At 60.2% G+C, this 16,928-nt stretch carries 17 protein-coding genes; all 17 read right to left on the reverse strand.

Annotated elements, in window-relative coordinates:
• Window positions 1-5: 5 nt before the first annotated feature.
• Window positions 6-1,391 carry a bifunctional UDP-N-acetylglucosamine diphosphorylase/glucosamine-1-phosphate N-acetyltransferase GlmU gene (glmU, locus tag FGL86_RS04080; RefSeq protein WP_147183398.1) on the reverse strand — a complete coding sequence of 462 codons (1,386 nt, stop codon included), beginning with the start codon at window positions 1,389-1,391 and terminating at the stop codon, window positions 6-8.
• 24 nt (window positions 1,392-1,415) lie between these two features.
• A complete protein-coding gene (locus FGL86_RS04085; RefSeq protein ID WP_147183399.1) occupies window positions 1,416-2,543 on the reverse strand; it encodes an FAD:protein FMN transferase in 1,128 nt (375 codons plus the stop codon).
• 10 nt (window positions 2,544-2,553) lie between these two features.
• Window positions 2,554-3,351, reverse strand: coding sequence for an undecaprenyl-diphosphate phosphatase (locus tag FGL86_RS04090; protein WP_147183400.1), 798 nt, complete (start codon window positions 3,349-3,351; stop codon window positions 2,554-2,556).
• Between the two features lie 215 nt (window positions 3,352-3,566).
• Window positions 3,567-4,937: a magnesium transporter gene (mgtE, locus tag FGL86_RS04095; protein WP_147183401.1), complete on the reverse strand. Its 1,371-nt coding sequence runs from the start codon at window positions 4,935-4,937 to the stop codon at window positions 3,567-3,569.
• 111 nt (window positions 4,938-5,048) lie between these two features.
• Window positions 5,049-5,477 carry a F0F1 ATP synthase subunit epsilon gene (locus FGL86_RS04100; protein WP_147183402.1) on the reverse strand — a complete coding sequence of 143 codons (429 nt, stop codon included), beginning with the start codon at window positions 5,475-5,477 and terminating at the stop codon, window positions 5,049-5,051.
• Window positions 5,478-5,522: 45 nt separating this feature from the next.
• The gene (atpD, locus tag FGL86_RS04105) at window positions 5,523-6,896 is read right to left on the reverse strand and encodes a F0F1 ATP synthase subunit beta (protein ID WP_147183403.1); all 1,374 of its coding nucleotides are present in this window, start codon (window positions 6,894-6,896) and stop codon (window positions 5,523-5,525) included.
• Window positions 6,897-6,980: 84 nt separating this feature from the next.
• Complete coding sequence (gene atpG / locus FGL86_RS04110) at window positions 6,981-7,865, reverse strand: F0F1 ATP synthase subunit gamma (protein WP_147183404.1); 885 nt, start codon at window positions 7,863-7,865, stop codon at window positions 6,981-6,983.
• A gap of 74 nt (window positions 7,866-7,939) precedes the next feature.
• The gene (gene atpA, locus FGL86_RS04115) at window positions 7,940-9,484 is read right to left on the reverse strand and encodes a F0F1 ATP synthase subunit alpha (protein WP_147183405.1); all 1,545 of its coding nucleotides are present in this window, start codon (window positions 9,482-9,484) and stop codon (window positions 7,940-7,942) included.
• 16 nt (window positions 9,485-9,500) lie between these two features.
• Complete coding sequence (locus FGL86_RS04120) at window positions 9,501-10,040, reverse strand: F0F1 ATP synthase subunit delta (RefSeq protein ID WP_147183406.1); 540 nt, start codon at window positions 10,038-10,040, stop codon at window positions 9,501-9,503.
• Between the two features lie 11 nt (window positions 10,041-10,051).
• Window positions 10,052-10,522, reverse strand: a complete 471-nt coding sequence (locus FGL86_RS04125) for a F0F1 ATP synthase subunit B (protein WP_147183407.1) — start codon at window positions 10,520-10,522, stop codon at window positions 10,052-10,054.
• Between the two features lie 62 nt (window positions 10,523-10,584).
• A complete protein-coding gene (atpE, locus tag FGL86_RS04130; protein ID WP_016418323.1) occupies window positions 10,585-10,833 on the reverse strand; it encodes a F0F1 ATP synthase subunit C in 249 nt (82 codons plus the stop codon).
• Window positions 10,834-10,889: 56 nt separating this feature from the next.
• A complete protein-coding gene (gene atpB / locus FGL86_RS04135) occupies window positions 10,890-11,756 on the reverse strand; it encodes a F0F1 ATP synthase subunit A (protein ID WP_147183408.1) in 867 nt (288 codons plus the stop codon).
• Window positions 11,757-11,770: 14 nt separating this feature from the next.
• Entirely contained in the window at window positions 11,771-12,169 is a 399-nt protein-coding gene (locus tag FGL86_RS04140; protein WP_147183409.1) for a F0F1 ATP synthase subunit I, read from the reverse strand.
• A gap of 233 nt (window positions 12,170-12,402) precedes the next feature.
• Window positions 12,403-13,314, reverse strand: coding sequence for a ParB/RepB/Spo0J family partition protein (locus FGL86_RS04145; RefSeq protein ID WP_147183410.1), 912 nt, complete (start codon window positions 13,312-13,314; stop codon window positions 12,403-12,405).
• 60 nt (window positions 13,315-13,374) lie between these two features.
• Entirely contained in the window at window positions 13,375-14,145 is a 771-nt protein-coding gene (locus tag FGL86_RS04150) for a ParA family protein (RefSeq protein ID WP_147183411.1), read from the reverse strand.
• Window positions 14,146-14,199: 54 nt separating this feature from the next.
• Complete coding sequence (gene rsmG / locus FGL86_RS04155) at window positions 14,200-14,850, reverse strand: 16S rRNA (guanine(527)-N(7))-methyltransferase RsmG (protein WP_246131726.1); 651 nt, start codon at window positions 14,848-14,850, stop codon at window positions 14,200-14,202.
• Window positions 14,847-16,742, reverse strand: a complete 1,896-nt coding sequence (gene mnmG / locus FGL86_RS04160; RefSeq protein ID WP_147183412.1) for a tRNA uridine-5-carboxymethylaminomethyl(34) synthesis enzyme MnmG — start codon at window positions 16,740-16,742, stop codon at window positions 14,847-14,849. Before mnmG ends, rsmG begins: the two co-directional genes overlap by 4 nt.
• Between the last annotated feature and the right edge of the window lie 186 nt (window positions 16,743-16,928).

Here is a 16,928-nt window from a genome sequence, read left to right on the forward strand (position 1 = left end):
ATCTCCTATTGATCCTGGGCCGCTTTGGTCGGGCGCGACCAGCCATTCTTGCTGGTCTGGCGTGCCCGGGATACCGCCAGGGTATTATCGGCGACATCCTTGCTGATGGTTGAGCCGGCACCGATGGTGGCCCCGCTGCCGATGGAGACCGGAGCCACCAGGGCGCTGTTGGAGCCGATGAATACGCCATCGCCCAGTTCGGTGCGGTGCTTGTTGGCGCCATCGTAATTGCAGGTGATGGTGCCGGCGCCGATATTGACGTCACGCCCGAGGGTGGCGTCACCCACATAGCTCAGATGATTGATCTTGCTGGCTTCGCCCACCTGGACATTCTTGGTCTCGACGAAGTTGCCCACCTTGGCCTTTGCCGCCAGATGAGTGCCCGGACGCAGCCGGGCGAAGGGACCAATATGGTTGTGGCCCGCCGCGACGCTGTGCTCGATGATGCTGTGAGATTCGACCACGCTACCTGCGCCGATATGACTCTGCCTGATCACGCAGTAAGGCCCGATGCGCACGCCCTCGCCCAGTTCCACCTCGCCTTCGAAGACGCAGCCCACGTCGATTTCCACATCCCGCTCGCAATGCAGGCTACCGCGCACGTCCAAGCGTGTCGGGTCCGCCAGGGCAACGCCTTCCACCATCAGACGTTCGGCGATTTCCTGCTGATAGGCTCGCTCCAGCGCCGCCAGTTGGGCACGATTATTGACGCCTTCCACTTCGCTGGGCGTCGCCGGCTGGGCGGTAGCGATACCCACGCCTTCCTGAGCTGCCATGGCGATCACGTCCGTCAGATAGTACTCGCCCTGGGCGTTGTCCGCACTGAGCCGGGGCAGCCAGCGCTTGAGCTGCGTGCTGGTCATGGCCATGATGCCGGTATTGCATTCCCGGATGCCGAGCTGATCCTGGCTGGCGTCCTTCTGCTCGACGATGGCGATCACCCTGCCTTGCGTATCCCGCACAATGCGGCCGTAACCGCTGGGGTTATCCAGGGTCACGGTCAGCAGCGCCATGTGCCCTTCGTCCACTTCCTCGAGCAGCGAGACCAGCGTCTCGCGACGAATCAAGGGTACGTCGCCGTACAGCACCAGCACCTTGTCCGGACCGAGCTTGTCGAGTACCTGGGCCACCGCATGGCCGGTTCCCTTCTGCTCCTCCTGCAGGGCGAAACGCAGCCGGAGCCGATCGGCGTCGCCTTCCAGTGCCTGGCGCAGTTGATCGCCGCCGTGGCCTATCACCAGATGCAGATGATTGGTATCCAGCGTGACGGCGGTATCGATGACATGACGCACCATCGGCTTACCCGCCAACGGATGCAGCACCTTCGGACGCCGTGAGCGCATCCGCGTTCCTTGGCCAGCGGCCAGAATCACCACGTCGAGGCTCATCATGACTCCTTGATTGGGTTTGCTTGTCTATTGATTGACGACCGGCTCGCCGGCCGCGATTTTTCGAACTTGTGCGGTATCGACGCCCATCTTTTCCAGACGCTCCTTGCCGAAGCGTTCGGTAAAGGCGGGGCTTGCTCGACTGGACCAGCCGTCGCCGTCACGCACCAGCAGCAGTATCGGCAGGGATTCCCGTCGCGCAAGGGCCATTGCCTCGTTCGGGCCGAGCACCATCAGGGCGGTGGCCCAGGCGTCCGCCCAGGCGTTATCCGGATGAATCACCGTGACCGAGGCCAGCGCATGGTCGATTGGGCGTCCCGTGCGCGGATCGATGGTATGAGAATAACGCTTGCCCTCCGCTTCGAAATAATTGCGGTAATCTCCGGAGGTGGCTACCGTGGCATCGTGAAGCGGCAGTACTTCCCGAGCGACTCGTTGATGAACGTCCGGCACTTCCACGCCGATCCGCCAGGGGTCGCCCTGGTCGTCGCGATCCCCTTCCAGCACCAGCTCGCCGCCGATATTGACCAGGAAATTCTCGAGTCCCTGCCGGCGCAGATAGTCCGCTACTCGATCGACGCCGTAACCTTTGGCGACGCCGGAAAGATCGATGAAGATATCGCCCAGACGCCTGGCACGTTCTCCTTCCACATCCAGCTCGAGTCGGTCCTGACCGACCTGCTGAAGTCTCTCCGCCAATAGGGCTGGATCCGGTACTTCCTGCGGGCGCGCTTCCGGACCGAAGCTCCAGAGATTGACCAGGCCTCCAACGGTAACGTCGAAAGCGCCATCGCTTTTACGCGCGACCTGCCGGGCGATATGAAGCACCTTTGTCAGTTCCGGCGATAGTTCCCGCCACTCCCCCACCGGAGTGCGATTGAGCTGCATCAATTCGGAATCTTCCCGATAGGTGGACATACTCGTATCAACATGCGCCAGCGTCTCCTCGATCCCCTCGGCCAGTTTGGCACGCTGTGCTTCCGTCAGCGGATCGACAACGGTGATCTGATAGAAGGTACCGAAAATATTACCCTCGAACCGCACCGGCGACTCCAGGCGACGTTCGTCGGAACAGCCGCCGAACAAGCCGATGGCCAGGACCAATATCAGGCAAGGGAGGAGGCGATCAAGATGACGTATCAAAGAAGCTTTCATCAAAAAAACCTTACCAGAAGAACCAAAATAGCCAGAGCCCGAAAACGATCCGATAGATCACGAAGGGCTGCATGCCGATGCGGGCAATGAATTCCAGAAAATAATGGATGCACAGATAGGCGCTGATACCGGAAAGCAGGGTACCGCCGATCATGGCCGACCAGTCGACGGGTACCGGATCGCCCAGCAAGTTCAGGGTTTCAAGCCCGCCGGCAAGCACGATAACCGGAATGGACAGCAGGAAGGAAAACCGGGCAGAGGCTTCGCGGCTCATGCCCAGCATCAGGGCGGCGGTCATGGTGATACCGGAGCGGGAGGTGCCGGGAATCAGCGCCAGGGCCTGGGCCAGACCGATCAGAATGGCGTCCTTGAAACCCAACTGATATTCGCTTCGACTACCGCGCTTGCGACGATCCGCGTAGCCCAGTACCAGGCCGAAAACGATCAAACCCACGGCGATGACCACGCCGGAGCGCATCTGTCCCTCGATCAAGTCCTTGAAGGCGAGCCCCACCAAACCCACGGGAATGGTGGCGACGATCACCCACCAGGCGAGTCGCGCATCCTGATCGGTCTTTCCGCCGGTGAGGGAGTCTCGCCAGCTCTTCAGCATGCGCCACAGCTCATGTCGGAAATACACCACTACAGCGCCAAGGCTGCCGACATGCAAGGCGACATCAAAGGCCAGGCCTTGATCCGGCCAGTTCGTCAGCGCGGGCACCAGAATTAGATGGGCGGAACTCGAGATGGGAAGAAACTCGGAAATGCCTTGAATCAGGGAAAGAACGACAACTTGCAACCATTCCATTGAAATACCGTGCAATTAAGGAAAGCGCCCTGATAGGCGATACCGATTGGATCGACGGAACCGGCTAAAAGAAGCGCTTTGGTGGCTGACGAGGATACACATCATGGCCGTGAGTGTCCGCTGTAAAAGCGAATTTCAGATACAAAAATGCACAAAAACGGCATAAAGAATGAGTATCTTGCAACGAAAAAAGCGAAAAAACACTATCCCATTCATCAAATATTGGTTAGTAATATAGTCGCAATGCCGAAATAAATGATTACACCAAAAGAATCGATCAAGGTGGTCACCAGCGGTCCCGAGGCGGTGGCTGGATCCCAGCCAAGTCGATCGAGTACAAAAGGCAGACATAAGCCCACCAGACTGCCCGTCAGAACGATAATCGTCATGCTCATGGCGACGACTATCATGAGCATCTCACCGCCACGCATGAAGCCGATCGGCGACACTGCCAAGGCCATGGTCATTCCTAGAGCAGCGGCAATCAACAGTTCGCGTCCCAATAGCTTGCCCCAGTCCTTGAAGGCAATATCACCGGTAGCCAAGCCTCGTACGGTCAGCGTCGATGCCTGAGCGCCGGCGTTGCCACCGCTATCGATCAACAGGGGAAGAAAGAATACCAAGGCCACCTGCGCGGCAATGATATCCTCGAAATAGGCAATACCCGCGCCGGAAAACAGGTTGCCGAACACCAGTAGCACTAGCCAGGCCACACGCTTGCGATAAAGGTTCCATAAGGGTGAGCGGCTGACGCCATCCTCGAGATTGCCAACCGAGGCGCCCTTGTGAATATCTTCCGTAGCCTCAGCCTGAATCACGTCAATCACGTCATCGTGAGTAACAATACCCACCAGAAGCTCGTTTTCGTCTACTACTGGCACCGCCAGGAGGTCGTAGCGGGCTACGAGCCGCGCCACTTCTTCCTGAAGTGTTTCCACCTGAGTATGAATCACATCCTTGATCATCAATTCATCAAGATAAGCGCTGGGCCGGGCGATCAGCAGCTGGCGCAAGGACAGGGTTCCCGCCAGATGACCCTGCTCGTCAACGATATAGATCTGGTAAACGGTTTCCGCATCCGGGGCGGTCTGACGCACTCGCAGCAACGCCTGGGACGCCGTCAGGCCACTGGGGATGGCGACATAGTTCGATGTCATCACCGCGCCGGCGGTGCCTTCCTCGTAGCTCGCCAGGCGTTTGAGTTCTTCCCGCTCGCGATGTGCCATACGCCGCAACAGCGCTTCACGACGGTCTTCTCCCAGGAGATTATATAAATCCGCTCGATCATCCGAGCTCATCTCCTCGAGGATCGCCAGCAGCGCCTCGTCGGACAGTTGATCGACCAAGCGCGCCTGCAGCCAGCCTGGCAGAAAACCATAGACATGAGCACGCCGCGTCAAGGGCAAATGCTCGAGCAGCGACAGTACGCTTGGCATCTCGTCCTGCTGATCGACGAGATCCTCCAGCAGCTCAGCGATATCTGCGGCGCGCAGTTCCTCGAGAAGCCTCGTCAGCTCTTTCGGATCTTGTTCCAACGCCACCAACAACATAGCTTTATGCGTATGCAAGGCATTTTCCAGCGTCATGGCATTCTCCCGGAGCGTGACCGTCACTCAAACATCGTATCCATAAAAAAACGCCCCCTGAGCCGTCGTCGGAAAACGGTTCAAGGGGCGCGACGCGGCTGGAAAGGCTTTCTAGCCCCGACCGGCCTTCTTGCGCAGTTGCTGAATGGTACGCAGTTGAGCCACGGCTTCCGCGAGTTCCGCGGCAGCTCGCGTATAGTCGAGATCCGCGGCATTCTCATTGAGGCGTTGCTGGGCTTCCTTGCGCGCCTCTTCCGCCGCCGCTTCGTCGAGATCGTTGGCACGCACGGCAGTATCCGCCAGCACCGTGATTATCTTCGGCTGCACTTCCAGAAAACCACCGGTCACGTAATAGTGCTCTTCCTCACCGCCTTGCTTGAGGATACGCACCGGCCCCGGCGCAAGCTCCGTCAGCAGCGGCGTGTGTCCGGGCAGAATCCCCAGATCCCCGACGGTGCCAGCGGCGATCAATTGCTCGATGTCCCCGGAGAAGATCGATGTCTCGGCGCTGACTATCTCGCACTTGACGGTATTCGCCATCGCTATGTCCTCCTTCGTGGATGGACGGCCTGATTACAAGGATTCCTACATGGACTTGGCTTTTTCGACGGCTTCGTCGATGCCGCCTACCATGTAGAAGGCCTGCTCCGGCAGTTCGTCGTATTCACCGTCAAGAATGCCCTGGAAGCCACGAATGGTATCCTTCAAGGACACATATTTGCCCGGCGAGCCGGTAAAGACCTCGGCGACGAAGAACGGCTGAGACAGAAAGCGCTGAATCTTGCGCGCCCGAGCCACCGCCTGCTTGTCCTCGTCGGAGAGTTCATCCATGCCTAGAATGGCAATGATATCCTTGAGTTCCTTGTAGCGCTGCAGCACGTTCTGCACACCGCGAGCGGTATTGTAGTGCTCGTCTCCCACCACCAGCGGGTCGAGTTGGCGAGAGGTGGAATCCAGCGGGTCCACGGCGGGATAGATACCCAGCTCGGCGATGGAACGCGCCAGTACCACGGTTGCGTCCAGGTGCGAGAAGGTGGTGGCCGGTGACGGGTCGGTCAAGTCGTCCGCGGGCACGTAGACCGCCTGCACGGAAGTAATCGAGCCGGATTTGGTGGAGGTGATGCGCTCCTGGAGCACGCCCATTTCTTCCGCCAGGGTAGGCTGGTAGCCTACTGCGGAAGGCATGCGTCCCAGCAATGCGGACACTTCGGTCCCCGCCAGGGTATAGCGGTAGATATTGTCGACGAACAGCAGAACGTCGCGGCCTTCATCGCGGAATTTCTCGGCAATGGTCAGACCGGTCAGGGCAACACGCAAGCGGTTACCCGGCGGCTCGTTCATCTGGCCGTAGACCAGCGCCACCTTATCGAGAACGTCGGACTCCTTCATCTCGTGATAGAAGTCGTTACCTTCCCGGGTGCGCTCACCAACCCCGGCGAACACGGAATAGCCGCTGTGCTCCGTGGCGATATTACGGATCAATTCCATCATGTTGACGGTCTTGCCCACCCCGGCGCCGCCAAACAGGCCGACCTTGCCGCCCTTGGCGAAGGGACAGACCAGATCGATGACCTTGATGCCGGTTTCCAGCAGTTCGTTGCTGGTGGCCTGATCCGCATAGCCTGGCGCCTTGCGGTGGATAGGCATACGCTCCTGCTCGCCGATCTCACCCGCCTCGTCGATGGGCTCGCCGAGCACGTTCATGATGCGCCCCAGGGTTTCCGTACCCACCGGCACGGAAATCGCCGCACCGGTGTTCTTCACCTCGGTACCACGCTTCAAGCCCTCGGTGGAGCCCATGGCGATGGTACGCACCACGCCGTCACCCAGCTGCTGCTGTACTTCCAGAACGGTCTCGGCTCCCGAGACCTCCAGCGCGTCGTAGACCTTGGGCACGTCGTCCCGCGGAAACTCTACGTCAATCACCGCGCCGATGATTTGTACGATACGTCCGCTCATCTTGGTTCCTCTCAAAATCCTGCAAATGAAACCTTTGCTCGAAAAGGCCGCTGCCATTCAATGGGCGGCAATCCTTTCAAGGCGCTATACGGCTGCGGCGCCACCAACGATTTCGGAAATTTCCTGGGTAATAGCCGCTTGGCGAGCCTTGTTGTACACCTGTTCCAACTCGTCGATCAGCTCGCCCGCGTTGTCGGTGGCATTCTTCATCGCGATCATCCGTGCGGCTTGTTCACAGGCGGCGTTTTCCACCACCCCCTGATAAACCTGGGATTCGACGAAGCGCATCAACAACCGATCCAGCAGTACCTTGGCATCCGGCTCATACAGGTAATCCCAGGTAGTCGAGCTTTTCTGCTCTTCGCCCTCGGCGTTGTCTTCGCCCATCTCGGTGGACAACGGCAGTATCTGACGCACCACCGGCTTCTGGGTCATGGTATTGACAAACTGGTTGTACACCACATAAAGGCGATCGATCTTGCCCGCATCGAAGGATTCCAGCATGACCTTGACGCTGCCGATCAGATCCTCGACTTCCGGCGCCTCGCCGAGACCGCTGTTGGCGGAAACCAGTTGACCGCCATACTTCTGGAAAAAACCGCCGGCCTTGGCGCCCAAGGCGCTGAAATCGATCTCGACACCTTTTTCCTGCCAGGCCTTGACTTCCTTGAGCACCGCCTTGAACAGGTTGGCGTTCAAGCCACCGGCCAGGCCACGGTCTGAAGACACCACGATGTAGCCGACCCGCTTGACCTCACGATCGATCATGTAATCGTGCTGGTATTCCGGATTGGCCTTGGCGATATGCCCAACCACGTTGCGAATCTGGCGCGCATAGGGCTTGCTGGCCTTCATGCGCTCCTGCGCTTTACGCATCTTCGATGCCGCGACCATTTCCATGGCGCTGGTGATCTTTTGCGTGTTCTTGATGCTCCCGATCTGGGTGCGTATCTCTTTTCCCGCTGCCATTGCGATCTACCTCTCGTTCGGTCTCCCAGAAGGCTAGAAAACCGGCCCAGCCGTTACCTGGGCCGGTTTTTGTCTTACCAGCTCTGAGTTTCCTTGAACTTGTCGAGACCCTGCTTCAAGCCCTGCTGAATCTCGTCGTTGTAGTCGCCGGTCTGGTTGATCTTGTCGAGCAGCTCGGAGTGCTCGGACTTCATGTAGCCCTGCAAGGCGCGTTCGAAATCCAGCACCTTGTTGACCTCGACGTCGTCCAGATAGCCCTTGTCCGATGCGTACAGCGATACCGCCATTTCCGCCACGGACATCGGCGAGTACTGGCTCTGCTTCATCAGCTCGGTGACTCGCTGACCGTGCTCGAGCTGCTTGCGGGTAGCTTCGTCCAGGTCGGAAGCGAACTGGGAGAATGCCGCCAGTTCGCGATACTGGGCCAGGGCCAGACGCACGCTGCCGCCAAGCTTCTTGATGATCTTGGTCTGGGCGGAACCGCCGACCCGGGATACGGAAAGACCGGCGTTGATGGCCGGACGAATACCCGAGTTGAACAGGTTGGCCTCAAGGAAGATCTGACCGTCGGTGATGGAGATCACGTTGGTCGGCACGAAGGCGGAAACGTCGCCGCCCTGGGTCTCGATGATCGGCAGCGCCGTCAGCGAGCCGGTCTTGCCCTTGACCTTGCCTTCGGTGAACTTCTCGACGTAGTCCGCGTTGACCCGAGCGGCACGCTCCAGCAGACGGGAGTGGAGATAGAACACATCACCCGGGTAGGCTTCCCGGCCCGGCGGACGCCGCAGCAGCAGGGAGACCTGACGATAGGCCACCGCCTGCTTGGACAGGTCGTCGTAGACGATCAGCGCGTCTTCGCCGCGGTCGCGGAAGTACTCGCCCATGGTGCAGCCGGCGTAGGGGGCCAGGAACTGCATCGGGGCCGGATCCGCGGCGCCGGCGGCGACGATGATAGTGTGTTCCAGGGCGCCGTGCTCTTCGAGTTTGCGCACCACGTTGGCGATGGTTGACTGTTTCTGGCCGATGGCCACGTAGACGCAGGTGACGTCCTTGCCCTTCTGGTTGATGATCGCATCGATGGCGATGGCGGATTTGCCGATCTGACGGTCGCCAATGATCAACTCCCGCTGGCCGCGGCCGATCGGCACCATGGCGTCGATGGACTTGAAGCCGGTCTGTATCGGCTGATCCACGGACTGACGGGTGATGACCCCGGGAGCGACCTTCTCGATCGCATCCGTCAGCTTGGAGTCGATATCGCCCTTGCCGTCGATGGGATTACCCAGCGGATCCACCACGCGACCAATCAGTTCCGGGCCTACCGGCACCTCGAGAACGCGCCCGGTACACTGAGCGGTCATGCCCGCTTCGAGCTTCAGGTAGTCGCCGAGCACCACGGCGCCGACGCTGTCCCGCTCGAGGTTGAGCGTCATGCCGTAGATGCCGCCGGGGAATTCGATCATCTCGCCGAACATCGCGTCGGCGAGACCGTGAATCTGCACGATACCGTCGAATACGCTGACGATGGTGCCCTGATTACGGGCTTCGGATGCGACATCCAGCTTTTCGATACGCTGCTTGATGATGTCGCTGATCTCGGAAGGATTCAGTTGCTGCATGCCATGTCCCTCAGACTCAGACGGAAAGAACTTCGTGAAGGCGGTTGAGTCGCCCGCGTACCGAACCGTCGATCACGGTATCGCCGGTACGCAGGATGACGCCGCCCAGAAGGCTCTTGTCCACCTGAGTGGTAATAGAGATTTCGCGGTCCAGACGCTTGGCCAGGGCACTCGCGAGCTTGTCCTCTTGCGCCTTGTCCAGCGGAAAGGCGGAGACGATATCCACATCGACGCGCTTTTCCTGCTGGGACTTGAGCAGCGCGAACTGCTCGGCGATATCGGGTAATGCCGCCAGCCTGCCCTTGCGTCCGATCTCGACGAGAAAGTTGCGGCCCTGCTCATTCAAACTGTCACCGCAGATATCACTGATCAAATCGACCTTTTCGTCGTTGCTCAGACGCGGATTGCCGAGTACCCGGGCTCGCATGTCATCATTGTCGACGACCCGCGCCAGGGTATCGAGCATGGTCGCCCAATCCTTCAGCGCCTTGTGGTCGCGGGCGAATTCAAACGCTGCCTTGGCGTAAGGACGCGCGGCGGTAGACGTTTCCGCCATGGATCACCTCCTCACAGCTCTTTGGCGAGTTTGTCGACGAGTTTCGCGTGCTGCTTCTCGTCGATGGACGATTCCAGAATACGCTCGGCACCGATGATGGCGAGCCGCGCTACCTGGCTACGCAACTCTTCCTTGGCGCGATTGACTTCCTGATCGATCTCGGACTTGGCGGAGGCGATCATTCGCTCGCCTTCCTGACGCGCCTGATCCCGCGCTTCCTCGATCATCTGGTTGGAGCGTTTCTGCGCCTGCTCCAGTATTTCACTCGCCTGGGCCTTGCTTTCCCGAAGCTGCTCGTCGACCTGGTTCTGGGTCTTTTCGAGATCACGGGTCGCACGGCTGGCGGCATCCAGGCCATCGGCGATCTTCTTCTGGCGTTCCTGCAGGGCTTGTATGACCGGCGGCCATATATACTTCATGCAGAACCAGACGAAGAACGCGAAGGCGATGGCCTGGCCAATCAACGTAAGATTCAAATTCATGCCAGCACCTCTCGCGTCACAAGTTTGGGGTCACCACGACGGCTCATCGAGCGCGTCGCGAATCAACCGACAAACGGGTTGGCGAAGGTGAAGAACAGCGCGATACCGACACCGATCATGGAGACGGCGTCCAGCAGGCCGGCGACGATGAACATTTTTACCTGCAGCATCGGAATCATTTCCGGCTGACGCGCGGCGCCTTCCAGGAACTTGCCACCGAGAATACCGAAACCGATGGCGGTGCCGAGGGCACCCAGACCGATCAGCAGGGATACGGCGATAGCGGTCATACCCAGGATTTGTGCTTCCATGATGAACTCCAGTTTTCAGACGAGTGGTTTAGGGTTAAGGGTTTGAGGTAAAGCGCTTAGTGCTTTTCCACCGCCATGCTCAGATAGACGATGGTCAGCATCATGAAAATGAAGGCTTGCAGGGTGATGATCAGCACGTGGAACACCGCCCAGGGGAAGTGAAGCGGCAGTTGCCAGAGACCGACCATCGCGATCAGGATGAAGATCAACTCGCCGGCATACATGTTGCCGAAAAGACGCAGGGCGAGCGAGATGGGCTTGGCCAGCAGGGTCACCGCTTCCAGCAGGAAGTTGACCGGTATGAACAGCGTCTGGATCACCCTGTTGGAGGAACTGAAGGGATGCAGGGTCAGGTCGCCGATCAGGCCGCCGACGCCCTTTTCCTTGATGGTGTAGAAGATGATCAGGCCGAACACGGAGAGCGCCATTCCCAGAGTGGCGTTGACGTCCGTGGTGGGTACGATCTTGAAGTAGACATGCGCCGGATCCGCGCCGAACATCACGCCGATCTTCTGCGCGATCATCGGCAGGAAGTCGACGGGGATGAGATCCATCAGGTTCATCAGGAAGACCCAGCAGAAGATGGTCAGCGACAGCGGTGCGATCAACGAACTCTTGCCGTGGAAGGTTTCCTTCACCGAGTTGTCGACGAACTCCACCATCAATTCGACAAAGTTCTGCAGCCCGCCGGGTACGCCGGTGGTCGCCGCCTTGGCCGCCTTGCGGAACAGCCAGATGAACAGCAGACCCAGGGCGATGGACCAACCTATGGTATCCAGATGCAATGCCCAGAAGCCCATTTCCGCCGCTTCGTCCGCGGAATGAGCGATAGTCCAGCCACGATCCGGATGCAATCCGAAGGTCAGGCTTTGCAAGTGGTGCTGAATATACTCCGTGGACGTCAGATTATTGCCTGCAGCCATGCTATGCCTCGATTTCAGGTGTGCAACGGTCGCTGCAACAGCCAGGGACTCAGCCAGTTCGCGAACAGCGTTGCCACATAAGCGCCAAAGAAGAAAGCGGGATTTGAAGGAGGCACTGTGACGAACACCAGCGTGAACAATGCCACCGTCAAACCAAACTTACCGGCCTCGGCTCGGTAGAAACTCTTGACGATTTCCCGGGTATAGCGGGCTCCCTGAAAACGAAACGTGCGCCAGGCGAAGTAGCTGCTGGGTAACCAGGCCACCAGCCCGCCCAGCAATGCGGATAGCGCCGCGCCCTGCCCTGCCGCCAGTTGGCCGATCACGGCGGCTATCCCCACGACCGATAACTGCGCGAGCACCAATCCCAGAATGCGTGGACGCTTGAGCTTGGCGGGTCTTGGCTTTTCCATGCGTCCTTGGCGTCTCGGCTGAGTGGCTCGTGAATGCGCCTTGCTGATTTCAAGCACCAATGGTCAAGAGCAATCGTGGCGGATGATCCGAGCCAATCGGGTTCGGCGGGGATTATAAGGAAGCCCCGGACAGGCTTCAACAGACAACCGATCATTTCACGAGATATCGCACCAGCTTACGACCAAAAGAGCAGATTTTTCGGCATTTTAATTAGCCTGATAATCTATCGGGCCTAGCGGATATGCGCCAGAATACCGTCAAGTTCGTCGAGGCTGGTGTAGCGGATGGTCAGACGTCCCCTGCCGCCGCGCCCGTGCTGAATCTTGACCGGCGCCCCCAGCAGTTCTCCCAGTTGGTTTTCCAGACGCAGCACGTCGCCGCTCGGCGAAGCAGGCGCTGGCTTCGCCGGCGTCTTGCTGGCCAGGCGCTTCACCAGGGCTTCCGTGGCGCGTACCGTGAGGTCCTTGTCGACCACCTCCCGGGCAGCCTTGCGCTGCTTGGCACCGCTCAATCCGAGTAGCGCCCGAGCGTGGCCCATGTCCAGATCCCCGCGCTCCAGCAGAGTCTGCACTTCCGGGTCCAGGCTGAGCAGGCGCAGCAGATTCGCCACTTGGGCGCGGGAGCGACCCACCGTATCCGCTACCTGCTGCTGGGTCAGGGAGAATTCATCGAGCAGACGCTTGAGGGCGGCGGCCTCTTCCACGGGATTGAGATTCTCCCGCTGGATGTTCTCGATCAGCGCCAGGGCCAGGGCGACCTGATCGCTGACCTCGCGTATCACCGCGGGAATGACGTCAAGCTCCGCGAGCTGGGCGGCCCGCCAACGCCGCTCGCCGGCGATGATCTCGTAGCGCGCCTCCCCCACCGGACGCACCACGATGGGCTGCATCACCCCCTGGGCGCGAATCGAATCCGCGAGTTCCTCCAGCGCTTCCGGCTGGATGTCTCGCCGAGGCTGATACTTTCCGCGGCTCAGCTGGCTCAGCGGCAAGCGTTCGAGACGCTCCGCCGAGGGCGACTCCTCCAGACCGGCTTCCAATGTCTCGCCGCTTTCCAGCAGCGGGCTTTCCAGCACGTCACGATGCCGGCCACCGGCGCCGATCAGCGCATCCAGACCGCGCCCCAAGGCTCGCTTACGCGTCATCTCCTGTCCCCCGAATGGTAGTCGCGCTTTCAAACGATCGTTCTGTCCAGCGTTTGACGATCATAGCGCCAGCCGACGAATCAGTTCCTTGGCCAGCACCCGATGCGCTTGGCTGCCTCGGGACAGACGCGCGTACTTGGTTACCGGCAAGCCGTGGCTCGGCGCTTCCGCCACCCGCACGTTACGCGGAATGGTGGTCTTGAGCAGCATATCGCCGAAATAGTCGAAAAGCTGTTTGCTGACGTCCCGGGTCAGGCTGTTGCGCCCGTCGAACATGGTGCGCACGATACCGTAAATAGCCAGATTGGGATTCACGCTATCGCGAATCTGATCCACCGTGTCCAAGAGCGCCGACAGGCCTTCCAGCGCATAGAACTCGCACTGCAAGGGGATCAGCACCCCGTGGGCGGCGGTCAGGGCGTTGAGGGTGAGCATGTTGAGGGACGGCGGGCAGTCGATCAGGATCACGTCGTAATCCCCTCTCAGGGTATCGAAGGCCTCCAGCAAGCAGCGCTCGCGCCCTTCGTCCCGATCCAGCAGCGCCACTTCCGCGGCGGTGAGATCGCCGTTGCTGGGCAGCAGCGCGAAGCCGGCCTCCGGACAGTCGAGGATCACCTGACGCACGTCCTTTTCTCCCAGCAGCACGTCCAGCACGCTGGCCTCGAGGCTGTGCTTGTCTATACCCCCGCCCATGGTGGCGTGCCCCTGGGGGTCGAGATCCACCAGCAGGACCCGGCGATCCAGCGCCGCCAGGCTCGCGGCGAGATTGACGGCGGTGGTGGTCTTGCCCACGCCGCCTTTCTGATTGGTCAGAGCGATGATCTTGGTCACGAACGACTTCCTTACTGGACCTGATACCCGGCTTGCGGGCAGCCAAAGATTCGATTAATGCTCGAGGATCAACAGATGGCGCTGCCCGACTTCCTCGGGAATTCTCAAGACGCGCTGCTCGACGAGTTCGACGCCTGGCGGCAATCCCGCCAGCTCTTCCTCGACGAGACGCCCCTTCATCGCGAGCCACTGGCCCTTGGGTGCCAGCAGGGGCGCGCTCAGGGTGACGAAATCCGCAAGACTGGCAAAGGCGCGGGAAATGATCTGATCGAAGCCTTGCGGCTCGAGCGCCTTGCCAGGGCAATCCTCGATTCTGGCCTGTACCGGGGTCACGTTGTCCAGCCCCAGCTCGACCACCGCCTGGCGCTGAAAGCGCACCTTCTTGCCGTTGCTGTCGAGCAGCGTCACTTCTAGCGCTGGTGCAAGAATCGCCAGCACCAGCCCCGGCAGGCCCGGTCCGGCCCCAACGTCCAGCAGGCGCGGCCCCTTGATCGCCGGCAGTACCGCGGCACTGTCCAGCAGATGCTTGGTCACCATGTCATCGAGCGAACGTATCGCGGTGAGGTTATAGGCGCGGTTCCACTTGTGCAACAGGGCAAGCAATTCACCAAGGCGCTGGCGCTGATCCTCGCTGGTGGCGATATTCAGCGCCGAGAGTCCGCGCTCGAGACGCCGGAAATGGCTTGCATCCCGCATCCCGGTCATGAGTTGTCCGCTGCCGCCGGTGCGATCAGCTGTTTTTTCTTCAGGTGGATGAGCAGGATCGACACCGCCGCCGGGGTGACGCCGGAAATCCGTCCGGCCTGGGCCAGGGTGGCGGGGCGCGCGGCCGTGAGCTTCTGGCGAATCTCGTGGGAGAGTCCTTCGATCCGCTCGTAATCCAGGCTAGTCGGCAGCCGGGTGGCCTCGTGACGCTTGAGCTTGTCGATCTCGTCTTGCTGACGCGCGATATAGCCCTGGTACTTGGCCTGGATCTGCACTTGCTCCGCCACGGTGGGATCGGCGCTTGTCTCGCCCACCAGATCCGCCACGTCCGCGTAGTCGAGTTCCGGACGGCGCAGCAGATCCAGCAGGTTGTATTCCCGGGTAAGGGGACTCTGGATCTTCTCCACAAGCCGCTCCGCCTGTGGGCTTCCCGGCTGGACCCAGCTGGCCTTGAGCCGGGCGGTTTCCTGCTCGATCGCCTCGCGCTTGGTCTCGAAGGCCTGCCAGCGCGGCTCGTCCACCAGTCCCAGGTCGCGGCCGACCGCCGTCAGGCGCAGATCCGCGTTGTCTTCTCGCAGCAGCAGGCGATATTCCGCCCGGGAGGTGAACATGCGATAGGGCTCCTGGGTTCCCAGGCTGATCAGGTCGTCCACCAGCACGCCGAGATAGGCCTCATCCCGCCGCGGATACCAGCTGTCGAGTCCTTGGGCGCGTCGCGCCGCGTTGAGCCCTGCCAGCAATCCTTGGGCGCCTGCTTCCTCGTAGCCGGTAGTGCCGTTGATCTGGCCGGCAAAGAACAGGTTGTGAATAAATCGGGTTTCCAGAGAGTGCTTGAGATCCCGAGGATCGAAGAAATCGTATTCGATGGCGTAGCCCGGCCGGGTGATATGAGCGTTTTCCAGCCCCTCGATGGAACGCACCAGCGCGATCTGCACGTCGAAGGGCAGCGAGGTGGAGATGCCGTTGGGATAGAGCTCGGAGGTATCCAGGCCTTCCGGCTCGATGAAGACCTGGTGACTCTGCTTGTCGGCAAAGCGATTGACCTTGTCCTCCACGGAAGGGCAGTAGCGCGGCCCGGTGCTGTCGATGGCGCCGGAATACATCGGCGAACGCTGCAGGTTGGCCAGGATGATCTCGTGGGTACGCGCATTGGTATGGGCGATGTGACAGCTCACCTGGCGCGGATGCATCTCGCGAGAACCAAGATAGGACATCACCGGGGTTGGCGTATCGCCGGGCTGCTCCTCGAGACGGCTGAAATCGATGCTTCTGGCATCCAGCCGCGGCGGCGTGCCGGTCTTGAGTCGTGCCACCCGAAACGGCAGGGCGCGCAGACGCTCCGCCAAGGCGTTGGAAGGCGGGTCCCCGGCGCGTCCGCCGCGGCTGGTGTCCTCACCAATATGGATGACGCCGCCGAGGAAGGTGCCGGTGCACAGCACCACGCATTCACTGAAGAAACGGATGCCGGTCTCGCTTTCGACCCCGCCTACCCGATCATTGTCGATGATCAGATCGCCGGCGGCCTGCTGGAAGAGGGTCAGGTTTTGCTGGTTTTCCAGCATGCCGCGAATGGCGGCCTTGTAGCGCACCCGATCCGCCTGAGCACGGGTGGCGCGTACCGCCGGACCCTTGCGGGCATTGAGCACGCGAAACTGGATGCCGGCCAGGTCCGTGGCCAGACCCATGGCGCCCCCCAGGGCATCGATTTCCTTGACCAGATGACTCTTGCCGATGCCGCCGATGGCGGGATTGCAGGACATCTGTCCCAGGGTCTCGATGTTGTGAGTGAGCAACAGGGTTTTACAACCCATGCGGGCGGAGGCCAGGGCGGCTTCTGTCCCTGCATGGCCACCGCCGATGACGATGACGTCAAAGCGGTCGGGATAATTCACGTGATACCTCGAAGGCGCAAGCGCCGAAAAAGATGAGCGAGCAAATGTGATAACAGCACGTTTGCCGAGACAAGACGGAAATCAAAGCGGCGACAGTATAAACCTCCTGTGGGTAATCGTCAGGGTTTTCCACATGCGTTTTTCCTTCATCGGGTGTTTCCAGATAATAAATAAAAATAATGTATA

Source organism: Pistricoccus aurantiacus, from assembly GCF_007954585.1.
Classification (GTDB): Bacteria; Pseudomonadota; Gammaproteobacteria; order Pseudomonadales; family Halomonadaceae; genus Pistricoccus; species Pistricoccus aurantiacus.

Coding starts and splice junctions, on each gene's coding strand:
- glmU (WP_147183398.1), bottom strand. CDS start 1,391: ATGATGAGCCTCGACGTGGTGATTCTGGCCGCTGGCCAAGGAACGCGG.
- FGL86_RS04085 (WP_147183399.1), bottom strand. CDS start 2,543: ATGAAAGCTTCTTTGATACGTCATCTTGATCGCCTCCTCCCTTGCCTG.
- FGL86_RS04090 (WP_147183400.1), bottom strand. CDS start 3,351: ATGGAATGGTTGCAAGTTGTCGTTCTTTCCCTGATTCAAGGCATTTCC.
- mgtE (WP_147183401.1), bottom strand. CDS start 4,937: ATGACGCTGGAAAATGCCTTGCATACGCATAAAGCTATGTTGTTGGTG.
- FGL86_RS04100 (WP_147183402.1), bottom strand. CDS start 5,477: ATGGCGAATACCGTCAAGTGCGAGATAGTCAGCGCCGAGACATCGATC.
- atpD (WP_147183403.1), bottom strand. CDS start 6,896: ATGAGCGGACGTATCGTACAAATCATCGGCGCGGTGATTGACGTAGAG.
- atpG (WP_147183404.1), bottom strand. CDS start 7,865: ATGGCAGCGGGAAAAGAGATACGCACCCAGATCGGGAGCATCAAGAAC.
- atpA (WP_147183405.1), bottom strand. CDS start 9,484: ATGCAGCAACTGAATCCTTCCGAGATCAGCGACATCATCAAGCAGCGT.
- FGL86_RS04120 (WP_147183406.1), bottom strand. CDS start 10,040: ATGGCGGAAACGTCTACCGCCGCGCGTCCTTACGCCAAGGCAGCGTTT.
- FGL86_RS04125 (WP_147183407.1), bottom strand. CDS start 10,522: ATGAATTTGAATCTTACGTTGATTGGCCAGGCCATCGCCTTCGCGTTC.
- atpE (WP_016418323.1), bottom strand. CDS start 10,833: ATGGAAGCACAAATCCTGGGTATGACCGCTATCGCCGTATCCCTGCTG.
- atpB (WP_147183408.1), bottom strand. CDS start 11,756: ATGGCTGCAGGCAATAATCTGACGTCCACGGAGTATATTCAGCACCAC.
- FGL86_RS04140 (WP_147183409.1), bottom strand. CDS start 12,169: ATGGAAAAGCCAAGACCCGCCAAGCTCAAGCGTCCACGCATTCTGGGA.
- FGL86_RS04145 (WP_147183410.1), bottom strand. CDS start 13,314: ATGACGCGTAAGCGAGCCTTGGGGCGCGGTCTGGATGCGCTGATCGGC.
- rsmG (WP_246131726.1), bottom strand. CDS start 14,850: ATGACCGGGATGCGGGATGCAAGCCATTTCCGGCGTCTCGAGCGCGGA.